Source organism: Achromobacter sp. MUI-25009338, from assembly GCF_057359325.1.
On the sequence record NZ_CM170627.1, the window covers coordinates 5,771,041 to 5,796,357 of the forward strand.

The window sequence follows — 25,317 nt, forward strand, 5'->3', positions numbered from 1 at the left end:
TTATAGGTCTAGGTGTGTCTGGAAGCCGCGCCGCCGATTCTGCACGGTGGCTGCCCCAGTGAACGCAACCGTACAAAATCGAACCTTTCCAACACCTTTCAAACTGGACCGATTTCTTGCCGCGGCGCAGCATCCGACGCCGATCCAAGGGTAAACACCAATGCCGCCCGCAGTCCGGGCAGCGGCGCGCGGTTCTCCAGCACCAATCGCGCGCCCAGGATTTCGGCGATGGTGCCGACGATGGCCAGGCCCAGGCCGGCGCCGGGCTTGTTCTTGCCGGCCGCGCCGCGGCGAAAGCGCACGCAGGCCCGCGCGATGTCGTCGGCGGACATGCCCGGGCCGCTGTCCTCGACCAGCAGGCGGGCCTGGACGGCGTCGGCCTGTATCCGCACCGTGACCTCCCCGGCCGGCGAGGTGTAGCGGATGGCGTTGTCCACCAGGTTGCTGACCGCTTCGCGCAGCAGCCAGTCGGCGCCGCGCACCATGACGGGCCGCTGCTCGGCCTCCAGGCCGATGTCCAGCTGGCGCAGGCGGGCGGTGGGCAGCAGGCCTCGGATGACGCCGTCGGCCAGGTCCACCAGGTCCACCGATTCGGGGACAAATCCCCCTTCGGCCAGGGAGGCGTCTTTTGCGCGCGCCAGGGCCAGCATCTGGTTGGTGGTGCGTACAGCCCTGTCCAGCCCCTCCTGCATCGCCAGAAGGGCTGTACGGACCTCCTGGGGGTCTGTTTCGCGCAGGGCATACGCCATCTGGGTCCGCAAAACCGATAGCGGCGTGCGCAACTGGTGCGATGCGTCGTCCAGGAACTGGCTCTGGACCCTCGCTTGGGCCGCAAAACGGGCCATGTGGAGGTTTACGGCCGCCACCAGGGGTAGGACCTCCCCCGGCATGTCGGACGCGCTGACGGGGCTTAAATCGTCCGCAGAACGCCCTTCGACCTCCTGCCGCAACCGGGCCAGGGGCCGCAAGGCCATGAAAACGCCCACGATGATCACCAGGACGCTGATCAGGATGACGGCCAGGTCCCGCTCCACGGAGCGCACCAGGGCCCGGTGCAGGAAGGCCTGGCGCGTGCCCAGCCCCTCCGCGACCTGCACTACTACCCGTCCCCCTTTGTTGTCGTACAGCGGCGGGTCCATGGGGCGGGCCAGCACCGCCACCCGCACCGGCGTGCCCTGGTAGGTGGCGTAGAAAAAGCGCGGCTCGCCCGAAACCAGCGGTTCGGCGGGCATCGGTAGGTCGGGATAGCCGATTTCGGCCAACCCGTCCTCGGTGGCCACGCGGTAGAACACGCTGCCATTGGCCGTCAGCTCGAAAAATTCCAGCATCAGGTATGGCTGCTCCATGGCTAATCCACCGCTGGCTGTGGATATGTTGTGGTCGATGGCGCGCAGCGCTCCGGCAAGCGATCGGTCGTAGGCCGTATCGACCTGGTTGCGCAGCTGCTGGTTGGACATCCAGAGCGCGCCCACCATCACCAGGACCAGGGTCGGAATCAGCCACCAGAGCAACTGGGTCTTCAGGGTGCGGTTGCGTTTCTGCCCGGTTTTTTTCGAACTACGGGTTGTCAACAGCGTTCTCCAGGCAATAGCCCATGCCCCGCATGGTCACGATCTGCACGCCGGTATCCGCCAATTTTTTGCGCAGCCGGTGCACCAGGACCTCGATGGCCTCCAGGTTGATGTCCGCGTCGTCGGTCAGGATGCGGTCCAGGATCTGCTGCTTGTTGATGGGTTCTCCGCTTTTCTGGATCAGCACGCGCAGCACCGCGTGTTCACGTGGGGATAACTGCAGGGCCTGTCCGTGGACCGTGAATTTTTGCGCGGCAGTTTCGAAAACCAGGTTTCCCAGAGTCAGCCGCGGATGTTCGCGCCCGCGGCTGCGCCGGATCAGCGCAATCAGGCGCGCTTCCAATTCTTCCACGACAAAGGGTTTCGGCAGGAAATCGTCCGCTCCCTGGTGGAGTGTCCCGATTTTTTCGGCCAGCGAATCGCGCGCGGTCAGGACCAGCACCGGCGTACGGTCGTCCCGCGCGCGGATCTTGGCCAGCAAAGTATGGCCATCCATGCCGGGAAGTCCCAGGTCCAGGATGACGGCGTCGAATTCCTCGACCGCCAGGCGTCGTTCGGCAATCAGTCCGTCATCGGCCCACTCGACGACGAAGCCGGCATGGCGGGCCAGGCTTCGTGAAAGCCAGCGGGCAAGTTCGGCTTCGTCTTCTATCAGCAGGATGCGCATGGACGGAGTCCGCGGGGGGATGGCTGGGCGGAATGGGAAGACATGTTTGGCTTTTCCTTTATTTCTCTTTATATAAAGACTAATGATTAATAAGGGCTGTGGATAACTACCTTAACCCTGAAAACCTCTTTTTTTTCATAGTCTTGCGGCCTTTTTTGGCTGTGCAAGAACTCTGTGTGGGAAAAAAGCTGAAGTTGGACAAGATTTTGGACCCGGTCCGAAACCCCTGCTTGTTCAACTTGCCTCCACAAAATGTGCACAACCGGCCGCCCTAGGAGTTATCCACAGCCCTGTTCCTGGGTGCGGACCGGGAAATGGGCACTTTTACCCCGAAAAACCGGCTTGTGCATCCCCGCTTTTTCGGCCTTCCAGACGCGTTTAAAGGCCCGCTAAGCGCCTATCGGAAACCGGGATTCGGGGCCTGGAACGCCCGCTTTCATTACAAGGGACTGAACAAAAAGTGAGCAGCTTTCGCCGTAAAATCCGAGCCATGGCGAAAGAAATCAGAATCAAGCATTCGGGCTGGGCGACCTGGCTGCGAGGCCGTCTGTTGGCCGACAACCTGCCCGCCACCGTCTGCGCGGCCGCCTTGATGGGCCTGCTGGGGGCGCTGGCCACCGTGGTGTTCCGGGAACTGCTGGGCTGGACGCAGGTATTGCTCGGCGGGGGCGACGCGCCCCACGGCATGGTGTCGCTGGCGCGGGGGCTGGACCCCTGGCAGCGGTTTCTGCTGCCCGCCGCCGGCGGCGCGGTGGCCGGCGTCATCCTGCAGCTGGCCGCGAGCCGCCTGCCCAAGCGCGGCGCGGCCGACTATATGGAAGCGATCTCGGTGGGCCGCGGCGTCATCGGTTTCCGCCAGACCATCGCGCGCAGTCTGTCGTCGATCTTTTCCATCAGTTCGGGCGCCTCGATCGGCCGCGAAGGCCCCATGGTGCAACTGGCGGCCATGCTGTCCTCGCTGAGCGGGCGCTACCTGGTGCTGCCGCCCCGGCATCTGCGGCTGTTGGTGGCCTGCGGCGCCACCGCGGGCATCACCTCCGCCTATAACGCGCCGATCGCCGGCGCGTTGTTCATTTCCGAAATCGTCTACGGCGCGATTTCCTCGGCCACGCTGGTGCCGCTGGTGGTCTCGTCGGTGGTGGCCAACATCGTGACGCGCCAGATCCTGCACTACGACGCGGTGTTCCATATGCCGCGCTTCGATTTCGTGTCGGGCTGGGAAGTCATCAATTATCTGGGCCTGGGCCTGATCGCCGGCCTGGCGGCGCCGCAGTTCCTGCGCTTCCTGGACGTGGCGCGGCGCGCCTTCGGCCGGCTGCCCTGGCCCTTGTGGGCCAGGATGGCCGCGGGCGGGCTGATCGTGGGCGCGCTTTCGGTGGTCAACCCCGAGGTCTGGGGCAATGGCTACAGCGTGGTCAACAGCATGCTGCACACGCAATGGGCATGGCAGGCGGTCGCCGCCATCCTGCTGCTGAAAACGCTGGCCACCGCCGCCAGCGTGGGGTCGGGCGCGGTGGGCGGCGTGTTCACCCCGACCCTGTTCGTGGGGGCGGCGCTCGGCGCCTTGTACGGCACCGGCCTGCAAGCCCTGTTTCCCGCGGGCGATCTTTCGGCCGTGTCCAGCTACGCCATCGTCGGCATGGGCGCGCTGCTGGCGGCCACCACCTATGCGCCCTTGATGTCCATCCTGATGATCTTCGAGATGACGTTGAGCTACGAAGTCATGCTGCCGCTCATGCTGGCCTGCGTCACGGCCTACGTGATCGCGCACCGGATCAGGCCGGATTCCGTGTACGCCAAGTCGCTGGCCAACAACCGGCGGGCGCGGCTCGCGGTCCCTGGAGAAAGGGCCGAAAGCAAGCCTGCCGCTTGATCGCGAGTAAATACTCGTATTCTGGCCGGGCGAAAAATACGAGTCCGGCCGCGGCCTTGCAGGCGGTCGCCGGCATTGCCGGCAATTTAGTTATAGAATTTATAACTAAACCGCTGCGCGCCCCATGAGGGCGCGCAGTCACAAGAAGAATGATCAGCAGTACCCACAGGAGCATCCATGGCACCCGGCAAGTCTGCCACGGCAGGTAGCGACGCGCCCAATCTCTGGCAGCAGTACGCCAGATTCCACGAGGCGTGCGTCGCCGTTCTGGACCGCATCGAGCAGCGCGCGGACCCGCATATTCCGCTGGCGCAAAACGAATGCGCGGAACTGAGAATCATGGCGCTCAACCTGGGCGCGCTGGGCCGCGTGCTGCATGGCAAGCGCGCCCGCGACATGCGCCAGCTCGCGGCGCGCCTGGACCGGGCGCTGGCCGGCTGCAACCAGCAAACCGTCGCGCCGGCCCTGGACAGCGAAACGCCCGAACGGGACCCGGCGGTGCTGGCAGGCTGATACCGCTATCGGTCAGTGCGTGCGCCGGCCGCAAGCCGGCGCAGCACGGCCGTGGCCGCCTTGAGCGCATACAGCACGAACAGGGCGCCCGTCAGGTCTCCGATGAACATCGCCACGAACCCGGTGGCCAGCGTTTCGCGTGCGCCATGCAGGAAAAACCAGGCGTGGTGGATGGCGGAATTCACCAGCGCGTAGCTGACCGCGCAGGCCAGCAGGCGTCCGGTGGTCAGATTGCCCAGGTCCGGCCGCAGCCGCAGCGCGCTCCGGGCCCAGAGATAGGCCAGATAGGGCGCCGCGGCTTCCATGATGCCACCGGCCACCGATTGCACGACGTCGTTCGGAAAATGGTAGAAAAAGTAGGCGGTCCAGGAACCGATCAGCACGCCCATCGCTCCCGGCAGCCCGAACAGCAGCGTGGCAACCAGCCGCACGCCGGCGGGCAGGTAGACCCAGTTCACGCCGCGCATGAATTCCAGATTGGTGAACACCCACTCGTTGATTGCCAGACTGGCGAGAAACAGGAAGGTCGTGGCCAGCACCCATTTTCCCTGCCTTAGAATGTCGCCCATAACCTAAGTATCTTTGCCCACTTTTCGTTGCCCGCCCTCGGTCGCCGCGTCATTATCCATGAAACAAAGAAAGAGGCCCGCCGACATCTACCTGCGCTTTCTGCGCCTGGCCGAAGCGCTGCGAGGCCTGCCCTCGCTGCCCACTCTGGACCCGGTGGAAGAACGCATCCTCACGCTGGTGGCGCGCGCCTCTCAGGAAGAGCGCCGCCTGTCGGTGCGCGACGTCATGGCCGTCGACAGCATAGGCTCGCCCGCGACCCTGCACGCGCGCCTGAAATCCATGCGCGAGAAAGGCTGGGTGCAGCTGGTCGACACCGAGGATGCCCGCCGCAAGCAGGTCGAACTCAGCCAGGCGGCGCTCAAGCATTTCGACCGGCTGTCGGAATGCCTGATGGAGGCGGCGCGCAAGCCGTAGCGGCGGCGTGGGGCTGCCGGTTTGCGGGTTGCCGATGGGGACTCGGCCGCTTTTGTTGGAATGGGTGTAAATGGGTATGTTGTTGGTTTCGTGATTCACGCTAGTTCTCTGTGAATCGTCCGAGAAATTGTCGACCTCATAGCCGAAATACTGTTTGAACATGGGTGGGTTATGACAAACGCACTGGCGCAAGTATTTATCCCACGACGAGATGTGATATGACCGGGAAAGACATCGAAAAACAGCATCACGCCACTTTCGAGGGCATTCGCCGTCTTGACGAGGCGGGTAACGAATATTGGTTGGCACGCGAATTGGCGCCGTTGTTGGAGTACCCGCAATGGCGCAATTTTCTCGCGGTGCTGGAAAAAGCCCGTGCTGCCTGCCGTACCAGCGGGCAGTTGGTGGCAGACCATTTTGCGGACTTGCGCAAAATGGTCGAGATTGGCTCCGGTGCCCACCGCGAGGTGGAAGACGTGCGCCTGTCGCGCTATGCCTGCTACCTGATCGTGCAGAATGGCGACCCGTCCAAGCCGGTCATCGCCAACGGTCAGACCTACTTTGCCCTGCAGACTCGCCGGCAAGAGCTGGCCGACGAGCGCCAGTTCGCTCAGCTGCCCGAGGACGACAAACGCTTGGCCATTCGCAACGAGTTGGCTGCGCACAACAAGTATCTTGCCGCTGCCGCGAAGGATGCTGGCGTGGACAGCCCGCTGGACTACGCCATCTTCCAGGACCACGGCTACAAAGGCCTGTATGGTGGCCTCGGCGCCAAGGACATCCATGCCCGCAAGGGCTTGAAGAAAAGCCAGAAGATCCTCGACCATATGGGCAGCACGGAGTTGGCGGCCAACCTGTTCCGCGCTACCCAGACGGAAGAAAAGCTGCGTCGAGACCAGGTGCAAGGCAAGGTGCAGGCCAACCAGACGCACTTCGACGTTGGCCGCAAGGTGCGTCAGACCATCCGAGAGTTGGGCGGTGCCATGCCGGAACGCCTGCCCGTGCCGGACAACAGCATCCAGCAAATCGAATCGGCGAAGAAAAAGCAGTTAAAGAAGCAAACAGACAAGTAAGACCGTGCCTGATCGGGTGTTCCCGCGCCCGAATCACTTCCCGATGCAGAAGGATTTATTGAATCGTATCTTGTTGATTATAAATAATATTTATTTATGTTCCTGGCGTGCTTGGACCTATTCTTGGACCCAAAGCTGATGTGTGTCTCTTGATGGATGTACATGGCGCTTCTTGGACGATCCATGCTCTGCCTGCGCTGATGAAGTGCGCTGGCCGACGCCTCTTGCCTTGCCGTCAACGCCCACTGACTACTGCTGGGCTATTTTCCTACCGTCTGTCGCAGAATGCCAAGAATGCTTTGATCTGTTCCAGCTCAAACAATACGGGTAGCGCGCAGTTCGGATTGTTTGCGGCGGCAGCGGTAATGCTGGGGTGAGATGGCGGCTCCTTTGGCCATGTGGCCGATACCGACAGGAGCCTTGCCATGTCACATCAACCTTCAGACATCATCACCCCGAAAGCCTTGTTGCTGGATGAGCGGCTGACGCCGCTGGAGCGCAATGCCTGGCTGACTTTCCGTGCGCTGGCCAGCAGCGACGGCACCGTGGTCCTCAGCTACGACGCGCTACGCAAATACCTGCCCAGCGCACCGGGCAGCAAGCAGGCGGCCCTTGAAACCGTGTCCAGGGCCGTGCTGTGCCTGCGGCTGTCCACATGGATTGCCCTGGTCGAATACCGCCGCAACCCCATGACCGGCTTCTCCATGGCCAGCCGTTATGCCGTGCGCAATCAACCGCTGAATTTCGTCGAAGCGTGCCTGGAAGACGACGATTACCTGCCGTTGCTCGAACGGGCACTCAGCCATAGCAGTGCGACGATTCGCCAGTTGGCTCGGTCCATCCTCGACGAGGCCTTGAGTCAGCCTGATGCGCTGGAGAGGTTGCCAGCTGCGGCGAGGGAACGCATCGAACAGCTGCGGGGCAATGACGATATGAATCACACCGGGTTTTGAGGAGGCTTCATTTCTTGAGAGAATGGAGCCATGAGCAAGAACAACAAGTTTTCCCCTGAGGTACGTGAACGCGCGGTGCGCCTGGTCCAGGAGCATCGTGATGAGTACCGGTCGCTGTGGGCGGCTGTCGAGTCTATTGCACCGAAGATCGGCTGCACACCGACGACCCTACTGGATTGGATTAAGCGATCGGAAGTCAACAACGGGACCCGCCCCGGCGTAACGACAGAAGAGCGCGAACGTCTCAAGGCGTTAGAGAAGGAGAACCGCGAATTGCGCCGAGCCAACGAGATTCTGAAGTCGGCGAGCGCTTTTTTCGCCCAGGCGGCGCTCGACCGCGAACTGAAGAAGTAAACGCCTATCTCGATCAACACCGGGATCGATACGGGGTCGAGCCGATCTGCAAGGTGTTGCAGGTCGCCCCGTCAGCCTACAGGCGCTACGCCGCCCGGTGTCGGCAGCCGCAGCTGCGTAGTCAGCGCGCCCAGAAGGACGAACAACTGCGCCCTCAGATCTATAGGGTCTGGGAGCAGAACTTTCGCGTCTACGGTGCTCGGAAGGTCTGGAAGCAGATGAATCGCGAGAGCATTCGCGTGGCACGATGTACGGTCGAACGCCTGATGGGCGACCTGGGCATTGAAGGGGTGCGTCGTGGCAAGCGGGTTCGCACGACGGTGCCCGATAGCGCAGCGGCTTGCCCGCAAGATCTGGTCCGACGCCAATTCGAGGCGGACCGTCCGAACCGGCTCTGGGTAGCGGATTTCACCTACGTTTCCACTTGGCAAGGATGGCTGTATGTGGCCTTTATTATCGACGCTTATGCCAAACGGATTGTCGGCTGGCGCGCCTCCAGCAGCATGACGACGGACTTCGTTTTGGATGCGCTTGAGCAAGCTGTGTACGACCGTCGCCCCAGTCAGGCAGACGGCCTTATTCATCATTCGGATCGCGGGTCGCAATACGTGTCCATTCGCTATTCCGAGCGCCTGGGTGAAGCCGGCATCAATCCGTCTGTCGGCAACACTGGAAGTGCATACGACAACGCGCTGGCCGAGACGATCAATGGTCTCTACAAAACGGAAGTGATTCACCGCAGGACACCCTGGAAAACCAAGGCCGCTGTGGAGCTCGCCACGTTGGAATGGGTGTCTTGGTTCAACCACCAACGCTTGCTAGGATCGATCGGCGACATCCCGCCGGCCGAGGCCGAAGCGCGTTACTATCGACAACTTGCAGCACCGGCTGCGGAACCTGTTTTACTTTAATCAAACAGCCTCCGCGATTCCCGGTGTGATTCAATAACCCTGATCCAGGCGATCCAAGTGGGTCAACGCCACCTGATTGTCGCGGTTCCATCACGAACAGGTCTGTCGAAGCCAGGGACGGCATTCCGAAGTCCGCACCCGCATCCACTGCAACAGTACGTACTGTAGAAAAAGAAGTATTAAAAGAAGTACATACGTACCCCTCACAATCCGAAGTGCAAGTATCCGGGTCAGATTTACCGATCCGCTTCCGGCAATTGCCGCAGGATCAGCAGCAAATCCTTATGGCGCGTCTCAGGGGCTTGGCGCTGGAACAACGCCAGGCTGTGCTGGCGGAATGGGACGCGCGCTGCGCCTCGGGTGGTGTGCATAACGCCATTGCCTACCTGTACGGGCTGATCAAGAAGGCGGTGAACGGGATGTTCAAGCTGTGGGCAGCACGCAAACCTGCTGCGCAGCAAGGGGCTGCAACAGCAGCCAGTGGATTGCAGGTTTTGCCGCCTTCAGCCTCTGCATTGTCTGATGTCCCAGCCGTCAAACCGGCCTCTCCTGACGTGGTGGAACAGTCCTTGGCGCAGATTCGGAAAATTCTGCAGCCGTCCGCAAAATCGGTTGGACAGATCATTGAGAGCATGGCGGGCAGTGGTGCGCTGCCCACTCGGCCCAAGGGGAATCCCATTGCAGGAGTGCCTGGATTGCTTGGCGCAACGTAAGCATGACCTTACACTGGATGTTAGGCTAGACCGCGTTGTCGTTGGTCTCTATCACGGGGAAGGTACCCCGCCATGCCCATGCACAATCCACCGTATCCCGGCGAGTCCCTGCGCGAGGATGTGTTGCCCGCTATTGGCCTGAGCATCACTGCCCTGGCCGAGCACCTGGGTTACTCCCGTGGCCAACTCTCCACTGTGTTGAATGGCCGTTCAGCCATTAGCGCTGATCTGGCCTATCGGCTGGAACTGTCGGGCTTGGGCAGTGCGAGCCAGTATCTGAATGAGCAGATCGCCTACGACCTGTGGCAGGCTCGGCAGCGGCCACATCCGCCGATCAAGCGTTTGCAGACACAGTGAAATCGGTGGATGAAATTCGCCAGCCCTTGGTAACAGAGGCTTGCTGCAGTGCCTGGCTCCGGTTATAGGGCCGTCACTGCCCGCCGCAGTGACGGCCCGGCGAACTGCAGCAACAATACGGGGTGGCGCGGTACCGCATTGATTGCTGCGCACGTGATGATGTCCCGACACACTGGCCTTGCAATGACCTGCCGGTGGGTATGAGAACACCGGAACCTTGGCGCGGGGCAGTAAGCGCCACATGGAGCGTTGCCATGCTTTCCATGCCGTTCCCATACGGTTGCCTAGATAGCGCAGGTTCCTGCAAGCGCTGATCCGGTTTGCCGGAAGGAACCATTCCAGGCACACCCCCAGGCTCGTTCGGTGTGCCGCCCTACCCACGGGCAGAGCCTTCTTCATCTTCGGCGTGGTTCATCCCGCCAATCTTGGTTGTCCAGTGCCAGTTGGCGCTTTGCCATGCACGGCGTTCATTGCCGGTCGTCCCGACTTGGCACGACATGCCTGCGCCTTTTTTCCATCACTCCACAGGAGGTATTCATCCCAGCACATCGCGTCGTCGTCCCTTGCAATTCCTCCGCCTGGTCTTCCTGCAGGAAGCGCGGCGGATGCCTCATTCGAGGCCACAGGTGAACTGAGCACCTGGCCCTTGCCCTACGGGGATCTCGCCTTGGCGAGTTGGCACAAACACTGACCCTTGTAGCTCAGCCCCAATAACCGACAACCGATGGAGGGATGCTCCTATGGACGACCTGACCTATACCCTGCGACAACTCTGCCTGCGCAACCGCGACGGCAGCCACGCCACCCAGGCCGACCGGCAGCGCTCGCTGAGCCTGGCCGCTCATCAATTGCGCGAAGCAGGCTTCCGCCAGATGCGTGCCACTTCGTTGAAGGGCAAGCATGTCGAAGCCCTGTTGCAACGCTGGCAAGCCGAAGGCCTGTCCGCCGGCACGCTGAAGAACCGTATGGCGCATCTGCGCTGGTGGGCCGAGAAGGTTGGCAAGGCAGGCATCTTGCCGGCAGACAACACCAAGCTGGGCATTCCCGAGCGGCGCTATGTGACCAATGAAAGCAAGGCCAAGGAGCTGGGGGATAGGTTGGACAGGATTAACGATCCTCATGTCCGCATGAGCCTGCGTTTGCAGGCTGCCTTCGGTTTGCGGCGGGAAGAGTCCATCAAGTTCCAGCCCCGCTATGCTGACCGTGGCGACCATATCGCCATCAAGGGATCATGGGCAAAAGGCGGGCGCGATCGGACGGTGCCAATCACGACGCCTGAACAGCGTGCGGTGCTGGATGAGGTTCATCGGCTGGCCGGGTCTGGCTCGCTGATCCTGGCACACAAAACTTACATCCAGCAGCGGAATCTCTACGATGGACAGTGCAAGGCGGCTGGGTTGAGTAACATGCATGGGCTGCGGCATCGGTATGCGCAGATGCGGTATGAGGTGCTGACGGGGTGGAAGGCACCGGTGGCGGGTGGCCTCAGTACGGTGCAATTGGATTCGTCCCAACGCCTGCTGGATCAGCAAGCCCGGCAACAGATCAGCCGAGAGCTGGGACATGAGCGTGCAACAATAACAGCGATCTACCTGGGAACGTGAGATTCCCATCAAGCCACCTCTTGCAACACCAGCTGTTCCCAGCAATTCGACGGATCAATCTTGTGAGCCACCCCTGGCGAGCACAAACAGATGCCGTTTGGCGCGTGTTGCCGCAACGTGTAGAAGACAACGTTCGGAAACCTCAGTGTCGTCTGTGACACCGACATCTTCGTCATGGCTGAACTGCTCGGCATACTGCCTGGCGCCGCGATAGCCAGCCAGGATGACGATGTCAAATTCCAGTCCCTTGACGCGATGCATGGTGGCCAGTCGAATACCCGGTTCCGCAGGATCATCCGTCGTGCCGTGGTCCAGCCTGAGACAAGCTATACCGCGTTGCCGCAAGGCCAGTGCCAATGCATCCAGATCTTCATTGGTACGGGCCGTGACGCAGATGCGCCTAGCCTCGATGTCATCGGCTTTGCCATGCTCAACTATGGACTGGATGTGCTCCACGTCCTGTTGCAAGGAAGCGGATGGAAGGACTTCCGGCAAGTCGCCGTGGGTCAATGACCGATAGCCGCGCAAGCTGTCGATGTTTCCATCCAGGTCGTCGATCTCGATACCTTCCAACTGCGCGCAGGCCCAACGTCGAATCTCATCGGTCGTTCGGTAATTGACCTTGAGGGTACGGCTGCGACCTCTTACCTCGATCCCCACCTGTCCAAGCGTCACCTTGTGGCGATAGATGCGCTGATGGGCATCGCCGACGATGAACAAATCATTCTCGGCCTTGGGCACGGCCGTGCGAATCAGGGTGTAGGCAGCGGCGCTGATGTCCTGCGCCTCATCCACCACCATGGCGCGAATGCCCAGTTGCGGCTTTTCCTGCAGTATCAGTTGGCAGGCCTCCCTGAAGGCGTCTTCCGGCTCGCGAAGGTTGGCCGCGTGCAATTGCGCCCGATATTCGGCAAACACCGGCCACAACGCCTTGCGCTGCAAACGGCCCAATTGCCCGCCACGTCCGATGCGACGGGCACGCATGTAATCCTCCGCCGTTTCGCAACCTTGGGGCAGGATCACGCGCTCGTACTCCGCCCTCAGGAAAGCGGCGCTGTAGGCAGCGCCTGCGGGCAGCGCGGACAAGGCGGCTTGCCAGAAGCCACGTCGCTGTTTCTCGTCATAGAGCAGCGCGTAGGGATAGCCGAAGCGGCGCAGCAGGCCTGACGCCCATTGATCCAAGTTGACCACCTGAATCTTGGCCAATTCTTGCGGTGAACACAGCAGAGACAGGTTGTGACGGATGTCTTCGGCCAGTGTGCGAGTAAAGGTGGTGAAGATGATCGGGCGTCCCGGAAGGTCTGCGTATTGCCTGGCCAACCACCTTGCCCTATGCATGGCCACCACCGTCTTGCCGGTGCCAGCACCGCCGGTGACCTTGACGGGGCCACTCTTGTTGCCTTCCACCAGTTTGCGTTGGCTCGGATGCAGGAACACACGCCAACGCTCCAGAGGAGCGGCCAGTAGAGCGTCCAGATCACTGTCATCGGTGAGCACAACAAAGTGGCGACGTGTGCTGTCGCGCGTCAACGCCGCGCCAAAATCTTTGGGGTCGACCGTTTCGGCGGGTGCCCGCTCGGCCAGTATCTTGTCCAGCGGCTCGCCGGCGGCAAACAGATACAGGGCCTCGAAGGCTTCATCCGGCAACTGCGCTTCGAGGGCCTCCAGGTCGGCTTCCGATACAGCCGCTCGCACGGCTGCCAGCCGTTCCTCCGGCACACCCAGCTTGCGGATCTCTCGGTCACGCAAATCCGCAAACAAGCCCTCGCTCGGGGAGGTTTCGGTTTGGGCTACCTCATTATTGGTCAGGGATTGCGTTTCCTGTACCGCATAAACTTGCAGGCTGCCCACGTCCGGGTGAATCGCGACGCGGTGGCGCCTGGCCCACTGATAAGCATCGTCATGGCGATCCACCCACAACAGGCAATACACATCGCCTGTTTCCGGTTTGAGGATGATGCCGCGCAGGTTGTCGTTGATGCGCACCGAGCGCATGTTGGCATCAGCAGCATCATTGATGCGCTCGTAGTTGATGCCGCTGGCCAGCGGGTTCTGGCGGAACTTGGCGACGAAGGTCAACACCGCCTGTTGGTTCTGGCGCGGAATCCTGGCGAACGACTTCAGAAAGTCGTCGGACATGGCAATCTTGGGTGCAAGGGCCATTTCAATGCTCCTTCAAGCGATCCAGAAGCGCCTGGACTGGCGCGTCTTTTGTCGCGATATAGATCGACCAGCCTTCTGCCTCGAAGCAGGAGGCATCGGCCTGGTCATCGGCCAGCAGCACGGCGATCTTCAGGCTGACCCAGGCCAGCTCTGCCTCCGCCAGTACCCGCCCGCGTCCGTCGATCAATTCGAAGCCGACTTCCGGCAGCGGCGCGCCTGCATGCGCCAATGCAAGCAACCATGCCTGCACATCCGGGCTGGCCAACTCCAGTGCCGTTTGCCAATGACTGTCGAATGTCTGTTCCGCCTGGCGCAGTACAGGGCTGGCCTGGAAACCAGGCAGGCCGGCCATCTCGTCATGGCCTGCCCAAAGATGGCGCAAGGGCAACAGCAGGTTCAGGCACTGCCAGAGATGGCGCCAGCGCCGTTGCAGTTCGGCCTCCGGTACATCGCCCGGTTGCCACTGCACCAGCACCACCGGCTCTGCGGACGATGCTGCCTGGCCGGTCATCCATTGCTGCAACTGCTCCGATGACAGACCCGCCAGCCATTGCACGGCAGCGCTCCAGCTGCGATGGCCCCAGCGGTGCCTGCTGGTGTCGGGCAGCAAGCCATAGTCGTCCAGCCGCCGGCGGAAGGCGCCTTGCTGGAAGTCTTTCAAGGCGGCGCCGTCGCCAGGTGGCGCCGACATGGCCGCACCCAGAACGCCGGCGAGACGGCGCAAGGCATCGTGCCGTTCCTGCGCCAGCCGACGATGCAGTTGCAGGAAAGGTGACAAGCGGTGGAAGGCGGCCAGCGAGGCAATCTCCTGGGCCTCGCATAGACGCATGACGACCTGATCGGCAGGCCCGAGCAACAATTCGTCCCAGGCTGTGGAATCCGGGACCGGTTCGGCACGCAGAGCCGCGTCAATGTCGTCCCAGGTCAGTGTCCAGACTGCGAACCGTCCGCTCTTGGCCACCGCCATGCGCTTGGCCAAGTCTTCGGCCACGATGTGCTTGTGATACTGCCAGCCATCCGTGAATACCGCGATCGGCACATCGTCCACGCCATCATCGGGCCAGAAAACGAAATCCGGTTTGCATGGCACGACGACACCTTCGCGCTCACCGAGTGCCACCTGCAATTCCAGACGCCAGCGGCGACTGCCTGCTTGGATCAGGTATCCATGCTTGCCGCCGACGAGCTTGTCCTTGAGCGTGAAAGTCACGCCAGCATGCTCGCGCCGCAGTGCCTCAAGGAATCGTTTCTCCAGCGTGCTTTCCAGCAAGCTGTTGTCCGTTTGCTGGGAAAGGTTGCTGACACGCTTCAGCGCTGCACGATGCTCCAGTATCTGTGCCAACAGCTTCTGCGCCACCGTGCGCGAGATGGCTTGGCGTTCATGGCTGTTGCGGTAGCGGTACATACACCGATAGCAGCCGTCGGCGGTATCGTCCTGATTGCAGGTGCAGGTGTTCAATGCAGTTGCCGCCTGACTGAATACTTCGAACAGCGGGGCTGGGTCGCGCATCAGTTCCTTCAAGTAGCCAGTGCCGCCCGGCACGCTGTCGTAGATCACCAGATAGGTTCGCGCCGACTCCGAGTCGGCCGCCATCCGTACGTCGGTCGCGATGCGCAGGTGCGCCACCGCCCCCTTGAAGCGTTTGCTCAGTCCCAGCTCCAGTGCGGAGATGAAGCTCAGCAAGGCTTCCTTGGATTCGGCAAATCCAACTTCGGGCAGGAACAGACGGATGCCTTCGCTGGCGAACTCCCGGTACAGGAAGATGCATTGCTGGGCGCTGGCCTCGGGCGTTTTGCGGCGTGAGCACCAGGGGGCATGGTTGCGATACAGCTCTTCGGCCTTGCGGCGACGCTGCAGCGTGCCGCACTCAGGGCAAATGGCGAAGCCCGGCCGGTTGAGTTCTTCGCCCGCGATGGTCATCGGCGTGGCATCCACCGTCTGCTCGCCGAAGTTCACCTCGCGGAATGTCACCCGGTCAAGGAATTCGAACCCGAATGGGAAACTGGGGTTGTCGATGGCGAACGCCTGGCGCACCGCTTCTGGCGGACTATCCACCAGCGCCTGGCGCACGTAGAAACCACGTGTGCGCTCGTCGGAGTCATCGGCGATCCGGCTTTCTCGGTCCAGCGTGCGTGCGAACACGGTGGTCAGGCGCAGCATTTCATGGACCCGCCCGGTGTCGCGCCACTGGCCATCGCCGCAACGTGGGCATTGGTGGTGCCTGTCGCCCGCCGACAAGGGCTCCGCGTAGGAGCACTGGCGGCACAGGCGCCAGGCCTCTGGTTTGACACGAGACACATCCACCTGGTTGATGACCACCCGGCGGCCTTCGGCATAGAAGGTGTTGTTGGGCGCCAGCTCGGTGATGGCGGTTGCGCCGGGGCGCTCGTATTCAAAGGTCATTGGCTCGGCAGGCGGTCCTTCCCGGCGGGTGTCGCGCACGATGATCGAGCGTAGCAGCACGCCTTGTTCGGGGAATGCATAGTTGGGCAGCAGGCCTTCGTCGGCAAAGACGTTCAGGGTGAGCTTGCCCTCAATGCCACCGATCAGGCGCGCCAACGCCGCACGTTCCTGGCGCAGGGTTTTCAGTTCTTCTTCCTGTTCCTCGCCGCGCACAGGAAGCTGCTCCAGCTTCTCCACTTCCTTGACGGTCTTCTCGCGCAGACGCTTGATCTGCGCCACGTCACGGGCGATACCCTGAAGCTTGCTGACGATCTTGAAGCTCAGGGAGCTTTCCTCGTCCTGCCGACCATTGACGAAACGTGCCAGCCACTGCCGGGTGGCTTCGGTCAGGATCTGCCCGCCATCCTGCTGGAACAGCGCCAGGAAGCGATCCAGCAAGCTGGCCCGGTGTGCCTCCACATACTCCAGCCAGGGGAAGGGAAAACGCGTCGTCGCACCGTTTTCCACTGCGCTGAGCACCATGCGGATCTCCTGCGGAATCGAGGCGTTACGACCCCGTTCGCGCACCCAGCAATCCAGCGTGAACGCCGTCAACTGGCGCTCCAGCACCGCCGAGGCATTGAGGAATACGCCCGGCGCCGGCACGCTGCCGGCGATCATTTCCCTGGGGTCGGCCCAGAAATACAGGTCGTGCGGTTTGCTGGCCGCCATGGTCAGCAACAAGGCATTGCCGGTGCTGCGTCCCGCGCGTCCCGCGCGCTGGATGTAGTTGGCTTGCTGTGGCGGCACGGAACACTGCAGCACTGCCGACAGATCGCCGATGTCGATACCCATCTCCAGCGTCGGCGTGGCCGAGAGCACATTGATGCTGCCAGGAGCCTGACTATCGGACTTGAAGCTGTGCTCCACCCGCTCACGCGTACCGCGTGGCAGCAGGCCAGTGTGTTCGTGGGCGACCACGCGCTGGATGTCCGCACGCAGATACAGGCTGCGATAATAGTCGGCATCCCCTTCCGCCAGCGCTTCCAGATGCCCTCGGCAGCCAGGGTGCCGACAAGGCTGCCCGGCGAGCGACACTTCAGCCCCGGTGCGCCACTCGCTGCGGCAGGTGTCGCAACGCCAGGCGCGACTGCCCAAGGAAACCAGAAAAGCGCCAGGCTCCAGCCCCCACACGCGAATCTCCGGCTTGCCGTCTGCCTGTTCAGCGCCGAGCAAACCCGCCTCGGCCAGCGCCTCGAATGCCAGCTGATACAGCGCCGGCAGCAAACTGTCAGCGCCGAGGGCCAACGCATGCAGCGGTTTCAGTGTCTTGAAGGCCCAGGCGCGATACCACTTGGCATGGCTGCCCAACACACCGACGCAGCGCTGGTAATCGACCAGGCTCACGAAGCGTGGCGGCCGCGGGCCAGACAGCATCTGGAACTGCACCGGATTGCGCTTGTAGACCCACGGCCGATTGCCGACCTGTGAATAGAAATGCAGTCGGGGTCGCCTCAGAAAACGGAAAATAAAGCACGCTAAGCCGGTTGCAGCCGTAAGCTTACCGTCAAGCGCACAGTTCATAACTAGAGACTTCTACTGCTAACTGTCGTTTAAATTCACTGGGTGGTAAGTTACCCAATGATTCATGGGATCGTTCCTCGTTGTAACTTAACATCCAAGCCCAACTGAGGTCTCGCACCTGCTCTAACGATGAGAACAAATGCGGGTCCAGAACTTCGGTGCGGTAACTGCGATTAAATCTCTCAATATAGGCATTTTGGTTCGGCTTGCCCGGCTCAATATAACAAATCTTGATGCCGTGTGCTTCACACTACTGCGTAAAGGTCAGCGATGTCATTTCACTACCGTTATCCACCCGAATCATTTTGGGCAGGCCTCTTTCTGCTTTAAGTTGCTCCACCCGAGTTCGATAGTTAAAATTTTAAGTTATTGATTTATAAAGGATCACGTTAAAAGCGCTCCATTACAAATTCACATATTCAACATCAGCGGTCGGTTTTTTGACCTTCAGGCTGGCCAACACTGCAGTTTGTTCCGCATCAATGGCTGAGATGCCGGTGATGGGTGTCTGACCATCGAACGTGACTTTATGCGTCTGAATCCGGCGCAATACCGACAGGGCTCGTTCGGGTGAGCACACGTCAGGAACAGGGTTCTGGTACAGGCGTGCACGCATGACACGTGCCAACACCAACGCAATAAAACAGATATAGGCATGTGCACGGATTCGATCCGGCAACCGGTGATAGACGGGCCCGATTTCGATATCTGACTTGAACATCTTGAAGCCGCGCTCAATATCGGCCAGGGACTTATAACGGGGAAGACCTCGTGATACAGTGGAATGCCTTCGGCCGTTTGTACCAACCCCAGCATGAGCAGGCGTGCAATAATAAAATCATCGGTGAAAATGCAATTAGCAAAACCTGACGTCTGGTTCTTATCTATACATTTACCTTAAAACTTAAAAGTCAGTGTCTTTTTTTCATCCTTGCTGCCCTACGTTCCTCACGAGCAGCATGCTTTAAAGCAGCCTGGGCAATTGCTACACAATAAGCAGGTAAACGTTGTTGGGCGTCGGGTTGCAATATCAGCCACCAAAGCCACCGTGCCGCGCTGTCCATCACTAAGCGTATCAAAAGGAGTCGATTCAGCATTTACCCAATCCAGCACCAGGCGGCGGTACTTTATGTCATAACGCAAGCCTTTGGCGCCTGATACCGCTTCCAGTCGCTCTAGTGACTTGGCTATTATCCAAGACTCCAAGCCCCTCATATCCAATGAAGCGGCCTCCCATGAGGTGTAACCATCCAGTCGAGAGTCTTGCTTCCCATAAATTTCATCTCTGATTTGCCTGGCTAGGCTTGGTGCTTATCTTGTACGGACATGTGACTCTCCTCCAGGTAATTTGGTGATATGGGTAGGAATGCGTCGACTCAGTGATCTTGAGCTTGGTATGCAAATGGTCAAAAGAGGTGGGTAATTGCAAGTTTTTCCGGATGGATACAGTGCAAGTGTTTAAAGCTTGAAAAGCATAAGCCAAAATAAATCCGTTGTTAAAAAGAACATTTTTATATCCAGATGGTATGGACGCCTCCCCCCGGCAACGGGGTGGCATGACAATGCAGAGGAAAACCCTGATTGCGGATCCTCGCTGTCACGACATCTTGGTGTCAAAGTAGTGGTTCTATGAATAGCCACAAGACAGGAGGATCCGACATGAAATATAGCGTATTCGGCATGGATATTGCCAAACAAATCATTCAACTTCACACCGTCAACCCAGAGACTGGCGAGGTCGAGCGCTACAAGCTCAAACGCAGCCAGGTGCTGGAGTTCTTCGTGCGGCGTGAGCCTGCGCTGATCGCTATCGAAGCCTGTGGCGGCGCCCACTGGTGGGCACGCAAACTGGTTGAGCAAGGTCACGATGTTCGCCTGCTGCATCCGAAAAGCGTGCGCCCCTTTGTGTTGCGCAACAAAACCGATGCCGCCGACGCCCGTGCGATCTGGACGGCAGTGCAGCAACCCGAAGCGCCCGAAGTCGCCATTAAGACCGAGGTGCAGCAAAGCGTACTGGCGCTGCACCGCATGCGCGCCCAGCTGATGAAGTTTCGCATCATGCAGACCAATGCGCTGCGTGGCTTGCTCTATGAGTTTGGCATCGTCTTGCCCGAGGGGCACACGGCCTTGCTCAAGGCGTTGCCCGATACGCTGGCCGCGCTCGATACACAACTGCCTGCCATCCTGCTCGATTGCCTGCACGAACAATGGGCGCGTGTGCAGCAGATGCAGGTTGAAATTGACCGCATTGAACGTCGTTTGGCATCTGTACTGCGTGACACCCCGCAATGCCAGCAGATTGCCGAGATACCCGGCGTGGGGCTGCTGACGGCCACGGCAGCGGTAGCCACCATGGGAGAAGCCGCGTCGTTCAAGTCCGGGCGCGAATTTGCCGCCTGGGCTGGACTGGTTCCCAGGCAGCGCGGCACCGGTGGCCAAGTGCGACAACTGGGGTTGTCCAAACGGGGGGACGTGTACTTGCGCACTTTACTCATGCACGGGGCGCGATCCATCGTAATACGTCACCGGAACGTGCCGTGGATAGCGGCGCTGTTGGCCCGGCGACCGTACAACGTGGCCGTGGCGGCGGTAGCCAACAAGCTGGCACGCACGATCTGGGCGGTGCTTGCCAAAGGCAAGCCCTATGATCGCGCTGCCTTCAGTGCTGTCGCGTAGGAATGGCAGATGAAGATGATTCGCATCGACAATATTTTTTAGGTTCTAAAGGTAGCTTCAAGGAGTGATGGCAATAGACACGTGATGGCAAAATAGGTCGGACCGACGCGAGGAAAACCCGATAGGGAAAATGAGCCCAAAGCTCGATGTTCAGATGAGGACCTCGTCGTAGCGGATTCCATCAGGGCCAGCAGGCTTATACCCTGCGCCAACAGGCCGGATATAAGACTGCATCCTCACCTTTATGCCAAATCGTCGAAATCAGCTTGACACTCCGGGAGGCGTCCATATAAGACTTACCCTAGGTATGGGGGTAAAAGAATTGACGCTCAGTAGGGCTGCAGTTATATTCTTTGTGCGATTAATGTAATTAATGTGCGATATGCGAACAAATTGATTTTCAAGCAAATTATATCGCTTTAGCATTAAACAAAATATTTACCCTTGGGGGAGCTCGAAATATGACGACTGAAATCAATACTTATGTCCGGTACCAGTTCAATGAATTTGGCATGGGACTGAAAAGAACGGAAGTGGAATTGCCTAAACCCACAGGAACCGAGGTTCTGGTGCGTGTGAATTATTGTGGTGTATGTCATAGTGATGTTCACATTTACGAGGGTTATTATGGTCTTGGGCAAGGCAAAAAATTATCGCTTGAAGAGCGTGGCATCAAGTTGCCTGTCACTTTGGGCCATGAAATTGTTGGCACGATTGAAGCAGCCGGCGATCAGGCTGGTGAAATTCAACCAGGAAAACAAATGCTGGTTTATCCGTGGATTGGATGTGGTGAGTGCTCTGTTTGTAAAAGAGGTGAAGAGAATCTTTGTACCAAGCCGGCTGCGTTAGGCGTGTTTAAACCGGGCGGTTATTCCCAGTATGTATTGGTGCCACATCCACGTTATTTAATGGACTTGGGTAATTTGAATCCTTCCCATGCTTCTTTGTTGGCATGTTCTGGGTTAACCACTTTTTCAGCCATTAAGAAAATAGGTGATGTTCATGATGATGAAGCCGTTGTTGTGATTGGTTGCGGTGGTTTAGGTTTGCTTGCCATTAGAACCTTGTCTTTACTTGGCGTGAAAAACATTGTTGGCCTGGATTTGTCCGAGCAAAAACGTGAGCTTGCCCTGAAAGTTGGTGCAACATCAGTCTTTGACTCTTCCCAAGAAAATGTAGTGGAAGCGGTGCTACAGGCAGGCAATGCCAATTGTGCAGCTGTTCTTGATTTTGTGGGTGGTGATGCGACAGTCCAAATGGGCCTTAACCTGGCCCGCAAAGGTGGCAAACTGATTATTGTTGGTTTGCATGGTGGAGAGCTGTCTTACCCCATTCCCTACATTATTACCAAAGCTATTTCAATTATTGGTTCTTACACGGGCTCATTGGGTGACCTGAAAGAACTGATTGAGTTTGCCAACAAACATGACTTAATCAATCTGCCTATTCAGATCAGGCCACTAGATGAAGCCAATGATGCCTTGAATCAGTTGACCCATGGGCAGGTTGAGGGGCGTCTGGTTTTGGAAAATTCATAGTTAAACGTTATTTTAAAGACCAGGACGGGTTTGGAGAGCAAACCCGCCTTGGGTGGATGTGAGATTAGAGAGCATGAATAATGAATAACATAGAATTATTTCTTCAAAAAATCAATCGAGTGATTACCTTGATTGGTGGAGCAGCGATTGCATTAATGATGATCCATGTGACAGCGGATATTGTAGCCAGATTTTTTATTAATAAGCCGTTGCCAGGAACCATCACGTTTGTTGCGCACTACTACATGATTATCGCGATTTTTTTGCCTTTGGCCTATACAGAGCAAACTAAAGCGGCTATATCCGTCGAGCTGATCTCTGGCTTTTTCTCGCCCAAAATGAATAAGGCCGTTGATATGTTCGGCAGCCTGTTTGTGTCGGTCACCGCATTTTTAATTGCCTATGTATCCTGGGGGGTTGCCTTGAAAAACCTGGCGTCCAAAACCTCGGTCATGCAAGGTGATTATACGATTCCTACCTGGCCAAGTTACTTTATCTTGTGCTTTGGGGCAGGCTTATTGGGTGTTTATTGTCTAGTGAAGTTTTTGCTTTTCGTAATGAATAAAGAAAATAACCAGATGATTGGGGAGCAAAAATGAGTGATATTGGCATCGGATTTTTAGGACTTGTTGTTTTATTTGTATTGTTACTGCTTAAAATGCCTATTGGCTTTACCCTGATAGCCGTTTCGTTTGTGGGTATTTGGGCAGTGGTTGGTGTTGATATTGCCATGTCTTCACTGGGTATCATCCCTTACAACTTTGCCGCTAACTGGACCCTCAGTTCAGTACCTTTGTTTCTGTTCCTGGGTTTTATCTGCTATCACACCAGCCTGACCCAAGGCATGTTCAAGGCTGCCAGAGCCTGGTTGGCAGGCGTGCCTGGCGGTTTGGCGATTGCCTCGATTTTTGGTTCGGCAGGCTTTGCCGCGGTTTCCGGATCTTCCATTGCCTGCTCTGCTGCTATGGGCCGGATCGCTATTCCGGAAATGTTACGCTACAAATATGATCCTAGCCTGGCAACCGGTACGGTTGCGGTTGCCGGTACCATTGGTGCCCTGATTCCCCCTTCAATTATCATGATTTTGTATGGGGTGATTGCGCAAACGTCCATTTCCCAATTGTTCCTGGGTGGTATTACGGCAGGTCTGATTACGATTGTCGCTTATGTCTTGGTTGTTTATGTCCGGGTGAAACTGAACCCTTCTTTAGCTCAGGACGTTAAGGAGGAAATTTCATTTAAGGATAAGGTAGTTGCCTTAAAGGATACCTGGCCTATTTTTCTGATCATGATAGGCATTTTTGGCGGTTTGTTTGGGGGCGTGTTTACCCCCAATGAGGCCGGTGCGATTGGTGCGTTTTTGGCTTGTGTGGTTGCTATTTTAAAACGGGCAATGACATGGACCGCTTTCAAGTCGGCTGCTTTGGAAACATTAGTGACCACCAGTGCTTTATTGATTATTGCGGTGGGTGCCAGCCTGCTTACCCGCTTTTTGGTTCTCTCAGGTACCGGTGACTTTATTGCTGACTTTATTATTGCCCTGGAAGCCAGTGATATGTTGGTCATGCTGGGTATTATCCTGATTTATTTGGTGCTGGGCATGTTTTTGGAGCCAGTGGGGGCTATGTTGTTGACCCTGCCGGTACTGTTACCCATTATCGAGACGACCTCATTTAGCTTGATCTGGTTCGGTGTGCTGCTTACCAAGATATTGGAAATCGGCATGATTACTCCACCCGTTGGCATGAACGTGTTTGTTGTAAAAAGTGTCGTTGGCGATGCAGTGACAACTTCACAAGTATTTAAAGGGATCCTGTGGTTTTTGGTGATAGACATGGCCATAGTGGGATTGTTTTTGATTTTTCCGGAAATCATCCTATATTTGCCTGAATGGGTATCGAATTAAAAAGCTTGTTTTGGAGATATAACAATGAATAAAGAAGTAACTGAATTCATCAAGGACAAGGCCTTGATTAATGGCCAGTGGCTTGAGGCAATTAGCGGGAAAAAATATCCGGTATTCAATCCTGCCACAAGCGAACAAATTGTGTTGGTACCTGACATGGGGCAGGCAGACACGAGGCTGGCGATTGAAAAGGCGGAACAGGCACAAAAACTGTGGGCCAAACAAACCGCCAAGCAACGTTCGATTATTTTAAAGCGCTGGGCTCAACTGGTTGAAACCCATCTTGACACACTGGCTACCATTTTAACCCTTGAGCAAGGCAAGAGTCTTGCCGAGGCAAAAGGTGAAGTTACCTCATCAATCAACTATATTGACTGGTTTGCCAACGAGGCGATGCGGATTAATGGGGATGTTTTACCACCTAGTGCCGAGGGTAATTTCGAGTTTGTTAAAAAGCGTGCGGTTGGCGTGGTAGCTGCCATTACACCCTGGAACTTTCCCAATTCGATGATTGCCAGAAAAGTCGCACCGGCTTTGGCAGCCGGGTGTTCTGTGGTCATCAAGCCTGCGGAAGACACGCCTTTGTCAGCGCTGGCCTTGGCCACCCTGGCTGAGCAAGCCGGGATTCCTGCAGGTGTGCTTAATGTCATTACCGCCAGTTCTGGTCAGGAAGTTGGGCAGGAACTGTGCGCCAACCCGATGGTTAGAAAGCTGTCATTTACGGGTTCTACCGAGGTTGGCAAGATTCTTGGCCGCCAGTGCGCAGATACGGTTAAAAAATTAAGTCTGGAATTGGGTGGTAACGCGCCGTTCATGGTTTTTGATGATGCAGACCTGGAGGCCGCTGTTCAGGGAGCCATTGCCATCAAGTTCTATAACTCGGGACAAACATGCATTTGTGCCAATCGTTTGCTGGTGCAGGATGGCATTTATGAGGCCTTTATCGCCAAGCTGCAAGAGGCCCTGAGTAAATTGCGTCTGGGAAATGGTTTGCAGCCTGATTCAACACATGGCCCTCTGATCAATGAAAAAGCCATCCAGAAAGTGGGCTCAATTGTGAGCAAAGCGGTGGAGCAAGGTGCGCGTCTTGTTCAGGGTGGTAGTCATCTTCCGGAAATTGGTAAACAGTTTTTCAACTTTACTATTCTGGCCGATGTCACACCCGAGATGGAGGTTTTCAAAACAGAGATCTTTGGTCCTGTGGCTGCCGTTTATCGCTTTAAATCGGAAGATGAGGCTATTCGCCTTGCCAATAGCACCAATTATGGCTTGGCCGCTTATGCCTACACGGAAGACAAAGGCCGAATTTTCCGTTTAAGCGACCAAATGGAATATGGCATGTTGGGCATCAATACCGCTCGTTTTGTGTCTGAAACTGTTCCTTTTGGCGGGGTTAAAGAGTCGGGAATCGGTCGCGAAGGTTCAGTACATGGTATTGATGAGTTTTTGGAAATGCACTATGTATGCATTAAAAATTAAGTAATGAAATCTTTT

At 57.8% G+C, this 25,317-nt stretch carries 20 protein-coding genes, 1 pseudogene and 1 other annotated feature; of the genes and pseudogenes, 14 read left to right on the forward strand and 7 right to left on the reverse strand.

The window, feature by feature from the left end; all coding sequences use genetic code 11:
• Positions 1-98 precede the first annotated feature (98 nt).
• The gene (locus tag AC1IQ6_RS27375) at positions 99-1,571 is read right to left on the reverse strand and encodes a sensor histidine kinase (protein WP_102774987.1); all 1,473 of its coding nucleotides are present in this window, start codon (positions 1,569-1,571) and stop codon (positions 99-101) included.
• Entirely contained in the window at positions 1,558-2,238 is a 681-nt protein-coding gene (locus tag AC1IQ6_RS27380; RefSeq protein ID WP_485865582.1) for a response regulator, read from the reverse strand. The genes AC1IQ6_RS27375 and AC1IQ6_RS27380 overlap by 14 nt, the downstream gene beginning before the upstream one ends.
• A 490-nt stretch (positions 2,239-2,728) precedes the next feature.
• On the opposite strand from AC1IQ6_RS27380, the gene AC1IQ6_RS27385 reads away from it, so the two are divergent.
• Positions 2,729-4,111 (forward strand): ClcB-like voltage-gated chloride channel protein, encoded by a 1,383-nt coding sequence (locus tag AC1IQ6_RS27385; RefSeq protein WP_102774985.1) that lies wholly within the window; start codon positions 2,729-2,731, stop codon positions 4,109-4,111.
• Between the two features lie 177 nt (positions 4,112-4,288).
• A complete protein-coding gene (locus tag AC1IQ6_RS27390; RefSeq protein WP_111826287.1) occupies positions 4,289-4,624 on the forward strand; it encodes a hypothetical protein in 336 nt (111 codons plus the stop codon).
• A gap of 5 nt (positions 4,625-4,629) precedes the next feature.
• Here the strand turns inward: AC1IQ6_RS27390 and AC1IQ6_RS27395 are convergent, their stop codons facing one another.
• Positions 4,630-5,193: a hypothetical protein gene (locus AC1IQ6_RS27395; protein WP_111826286.1), complete on the reverse strand. Its 564-nt coding sequence runs from the start codon at positions 5,191-5,193 to the stop codon at positions 4,630-4,632.
• Between the two features lie 58 nt (positions 5,194-5,251).
• Here AC1IQ6_RS27395 and AC1IQ6_RS27400 point away from each other — a divergent pair, with 58 nt between their 5' ends.
• From AC1IQ6_RS27400 to AC1IQ6_RS27430, 7 genes are all read left to right on the forward strand, one after another.
• On the forward strand, positions 5,252-5,608 hold the full coding sequence (locus AC1IQ6_RS27400; protein WP_485865583.1) for a winged helix-turn-helix domain-containing protein: 357 nt from the start codon (positions 5,252-5,254) through the stop codon (positions 5,606-5,608).
• A 218-nt stretch (positions 5,609-5,826) separates the two neighbouring features.
• On the forward strand, positions 5,827-6,681 hold the full coding sequence (dinD, locus tag AC1IQ6_RS27405) for a DNA damage-inducible protein D (RefSeq protein WP_111826284.1): 855 nt from the start codon (positions 5,827-5,829) through the stop codon (positions 6,679-6,681).
• Between the two features lie 425 nt (positions 6,682-7,106).
• Entirely contained in the window at positions 7,107-7,634 is a 528-nt protein-coding gene (locus AC1IQ6_RS27410; RefSeq protein WP_485865584.1) for an STY4528 family pathogenicity island replication protein, read from the forward strand.
• 30 nt (positions 7,635-7,664) lie between these two features.
• Positions 7,665-8,899, forward strand: a protein-coding gene (locus tag AC1IQ6_RS27415) for an IS3 family transposase (RefSeq protein WP_485864893.1) whose coding sequence is annotated in 2 segments (ribosomal slippage) — positions 7,665-7,944 and positions 7,944-8,899 — 1,236 coding nt in all. Because the reading frame shifts where the segments join, the coding sequence is not laid out codon by codon here.
• Positions 7,943-8,059, forward strand: a sequence feature (AL1L pseudoknot). It overlaps the preceding gene by 117 nt.
• Positions 8,900-9,201: 302 nt before the next feature.
• Positions 9,202-9,612, forward strand: a complete 411-nt coding sequence (locus AC1IQ6_RS27420) for a hypothetical protein (RefSeq protein ID WP_485865585.1) — start codon at positions 9,202-9,204, stop codon at positions 9,610-9,612.
• A gap of 72 nt (positions 9,613-9,684) precedes the next feature.
• Complete coding sequence (locus AC1IQ6_RS27425) at positions 9,685-9,969, forward strand: HigA family addiction module antitoxin (RefSeq protein ID WP_485865586.1); 285 nt, start codon at positions 9,685-9,687, stop codon at positions 9,967-9,969.
• A 740-nt stretch (positions 9,970-10,709) separates the two neighbouring features.
• Entirely contained in the window at positions 10,710-11,573 is an 864-nt protein-coding gene (locus tag AC1IQ6_RS27430; protein WP_485865587.1) for a phage integrase N-terminal domain-containing protein, read from the forward strand.
• Positions 11,574-11,627: 54 nt separating this feature from the next.
• Here the strand turns inward: AC1IQ6_RS27430 and AC1IQ6_RS27435 are convergent, their stop codons facing one another.
• The 4 genes and pseudogenes from AC1IQ6_RS27435 to AC1IQ6_RS27450 form a co-directional block, all read right to left on the reverse strand.
• Positions 11,628-13,736, reverse strand: coding sequence for a UvrD-helicase domain-containing protein (locus tag AC1IQ6_RS27435; RefSeq protein ID WP_485865588.1), 2,109 nt, complete (start codon positions 13,734-13,736; stop codon positions 11,628-11,630).
• Between the two features lies 1 nt (position 13,737).
• Positions 13,738-17,703 carry a helicase-related protein gene (locus AC1IQ6_RS27440; protein ID WP_485865589.1) on the reverse strand — a complete coding sequence of 1,322 codons (3,966 nt, stop codon included), beginning with the start codon at positions 17,701-17,703 and terminating at the stop codon, positions 13,738-13,740.
• Positions 17,687-17,938, reverse strand: a complete 252-nt coding sequence (locus tag AC1IQ6_RS27445) for an integrase core domain-containing protein (RefSeq protein WP_485866604.1) — start codon at positions 17,936-17,938, stop codon at positions 17,687-17,689. Before AC1IQ6_RS27445 ends, AC1IQ6_RS27440 begins: the two co-directional genes overlap by 17 nt.
• Before the next feature lie 168 nt (positions 17,939-18,106).
• Positions 18,107-18,463: pseudogene (locus tag AC1IQ6_RS27450) on the reverse strand (IS1634 family transposase); the annotation flags it as partial.
• Positions 18,464-19,362: 899 nt separating this feature from the next.
• Here AC1IQ6_RS27450 and AC1IQ6_RS27455 point away from each other — a divergent pair.
• From AC1IQ6_RS27455 to AC1IQ6_RS27475, 5 genes are all read left to right on the forward strand, one after another.
• Positions 19,363-20,379, forward strand: coding sequence for an IS110 family RNA-guided transposase (locus AC1IQ6_RS27455; RefSeq protein WP_485865590.1), 1,017 nt, complete (start codon positions 19,363-19,365; stop codon positions 20,377-20,379).
• Positions 20,380-20,840: 461 nt separating this feature from the next.
• Complete coding sequence (locus AC1IQ6_RS27460) at positions 20,841-21,917, forward strand: alcohol dehydrogenase (RefSeq protein ID WP_485865591.1); 1,077 nt, start codon at positions 20,841-20,843, stop codon at positions 21,915-21,917.
• Positions 21,918-21,997: 80 nt separating this feature from the next.
• On the forward strand, positions 21,998-22,516 hold the full coding sequence (locus AC1IQ6_RS27465) for a TRAP transporter small permease (protein ID WP_485865592.1): 519 nt from the start codon (positions 21,998-22,000) through the stop codon (positions 22,514-22,516).
• Positions 22,513-23,823 (forward strand): TRAP transporter large permease, encoded by a 1,311-nt coding sequence (locus tag AC1IQ6_RS27470; protein WP_485865593.1) that lies wholly within the window; start codon positions 22,513-22,515, stop codon positions 23,821-23,823. Before AC1IQ6_RS27465 ends, AC1IQ6_RS27470 begins: the two co-directional genes overlap by 4 nt.
• Before the next feature lie 24 nt (positions 23,824-23,847).
• Entirely contained in the window at positions 23,848-25,302 is a 1,455-nt protein-coding gene (locus AC1IQ6_RS27475; protein ID WP_485865594.1) for an NAD-dependent succinate-semialdehyde dehydrogenase, read from the forward strand.
• Positions 25,303-25,317: the final 15 nt, after the last annotated feature.

Coding starts and splice junctions, on each gene's coding strand:
- AC1IQ6_RS27380 (WP_485865582.1), bottom strand. CDS start 2,238: ATGCGCATCCTGCTGATAGAAGACGAAGCCGAACTTGCCCGCTGGCTT.
- AC1IQ6_RS27385 (WP_102774985.1), top strand. CDS start 2,729: ATGGCGAAAGAAATCAGAATCAAGCATTCGGGCTGGGCGACCTGGCTG.
- AC1IQ6_RS27390 (WP_111826287.1), top strand. CDS start 4,289: ATGGCACCCGGCAAGTCTGCCACGGCAGGTAGCGACGCGCCCAATCTC.
- AC1IQ6_RS27395 (WP_111826286.1), bottom strand. CDS start 5,193: ATGGGCGACATTCTAAGGCAGGGAAAATGGGTGCTGGCCACGACCTTC.
- AC1IQ6_RS27400 (WP_485865583.1), top strand. CDS start 5,252: ATGAAACAAAGAAAGAGGCCCGCCGACATCTACCTGCGCTTTCTGCGC.
- dinD (WP_111826284.1), top strand. CDS start 5,827: ATGACCGGGAAAGACATCGAAAAACAGCATCACGCCACTTTCGAGGGC.
- AC1IQ6_RS27410 (WP_485865584.1), top strand. CDS start 7,107: ATGTCACATCAACCTTCAGACATCATCACCCCGAAAGCCTTGTTGCTG.
- AC1IQ6_RS27425 (WP_485865586.1), top strand. CDS start 9,685: ATGCCCATGCACAATCCACCGTATCCCGGCGAGTCCCTGCGCGAGGAT.
- AC1IQ6_RS27430 (WP_485865587.1), top strand. CDS start 10,710: ATGGACGACCTGACCTATACCCTGCGACAACTCTGCCTGCGCAACCGC.
- AC1IQ6_RS27435 (WP_485865588.1), bottom strand. CDS start 13,736: ATGGCCCTTGCACCCAAGATTGCCATGTCCGACGACTTTCTGAAGTCG.
- AC1IQ6_RS27440 (WP_485865589.1), bottom strand. CDS start 17,703: ATGAACTGTGCGCTTGACGGTAAGCTTACGGCTGCAACCGGCTTAGCG.
- AC1IQ6_RS27455 (WP_485865590.1), top strand. CDS start 19,363: ATGAAATATAGCGTATTCGGCATGGATATTGCCAAACAAATCATTCAA.
- AC1IQ6_RS27460 (WP_485865591.1), top strand. CDS start 20,841: ATGACGACTGAAATCAATACTTATGTCCGGTACCAGTTCAATGAATTT.
- AC1IQ6_RS27465 (WP_485865592.1), top strand. CDS start 21,998: ATGAATAACATAGAATTATTTCTTCAAAAAATCAATCGAGTGATTACC.
- AC1IQ6_RS27470 (WP_485865593.1), top strand. CDS start 22,513: ATGAGTGATATTGGCATCGGATTTTTAGGACTTGTTGTTTTATTTGTA.
- AC1IQ6_RS27475 (WP_485865594.1), top strand. CDS start 23,848: ATGAATAAAGAAGTAACTGAATTCATCAAGGACAAGGCCTTGATTAAT.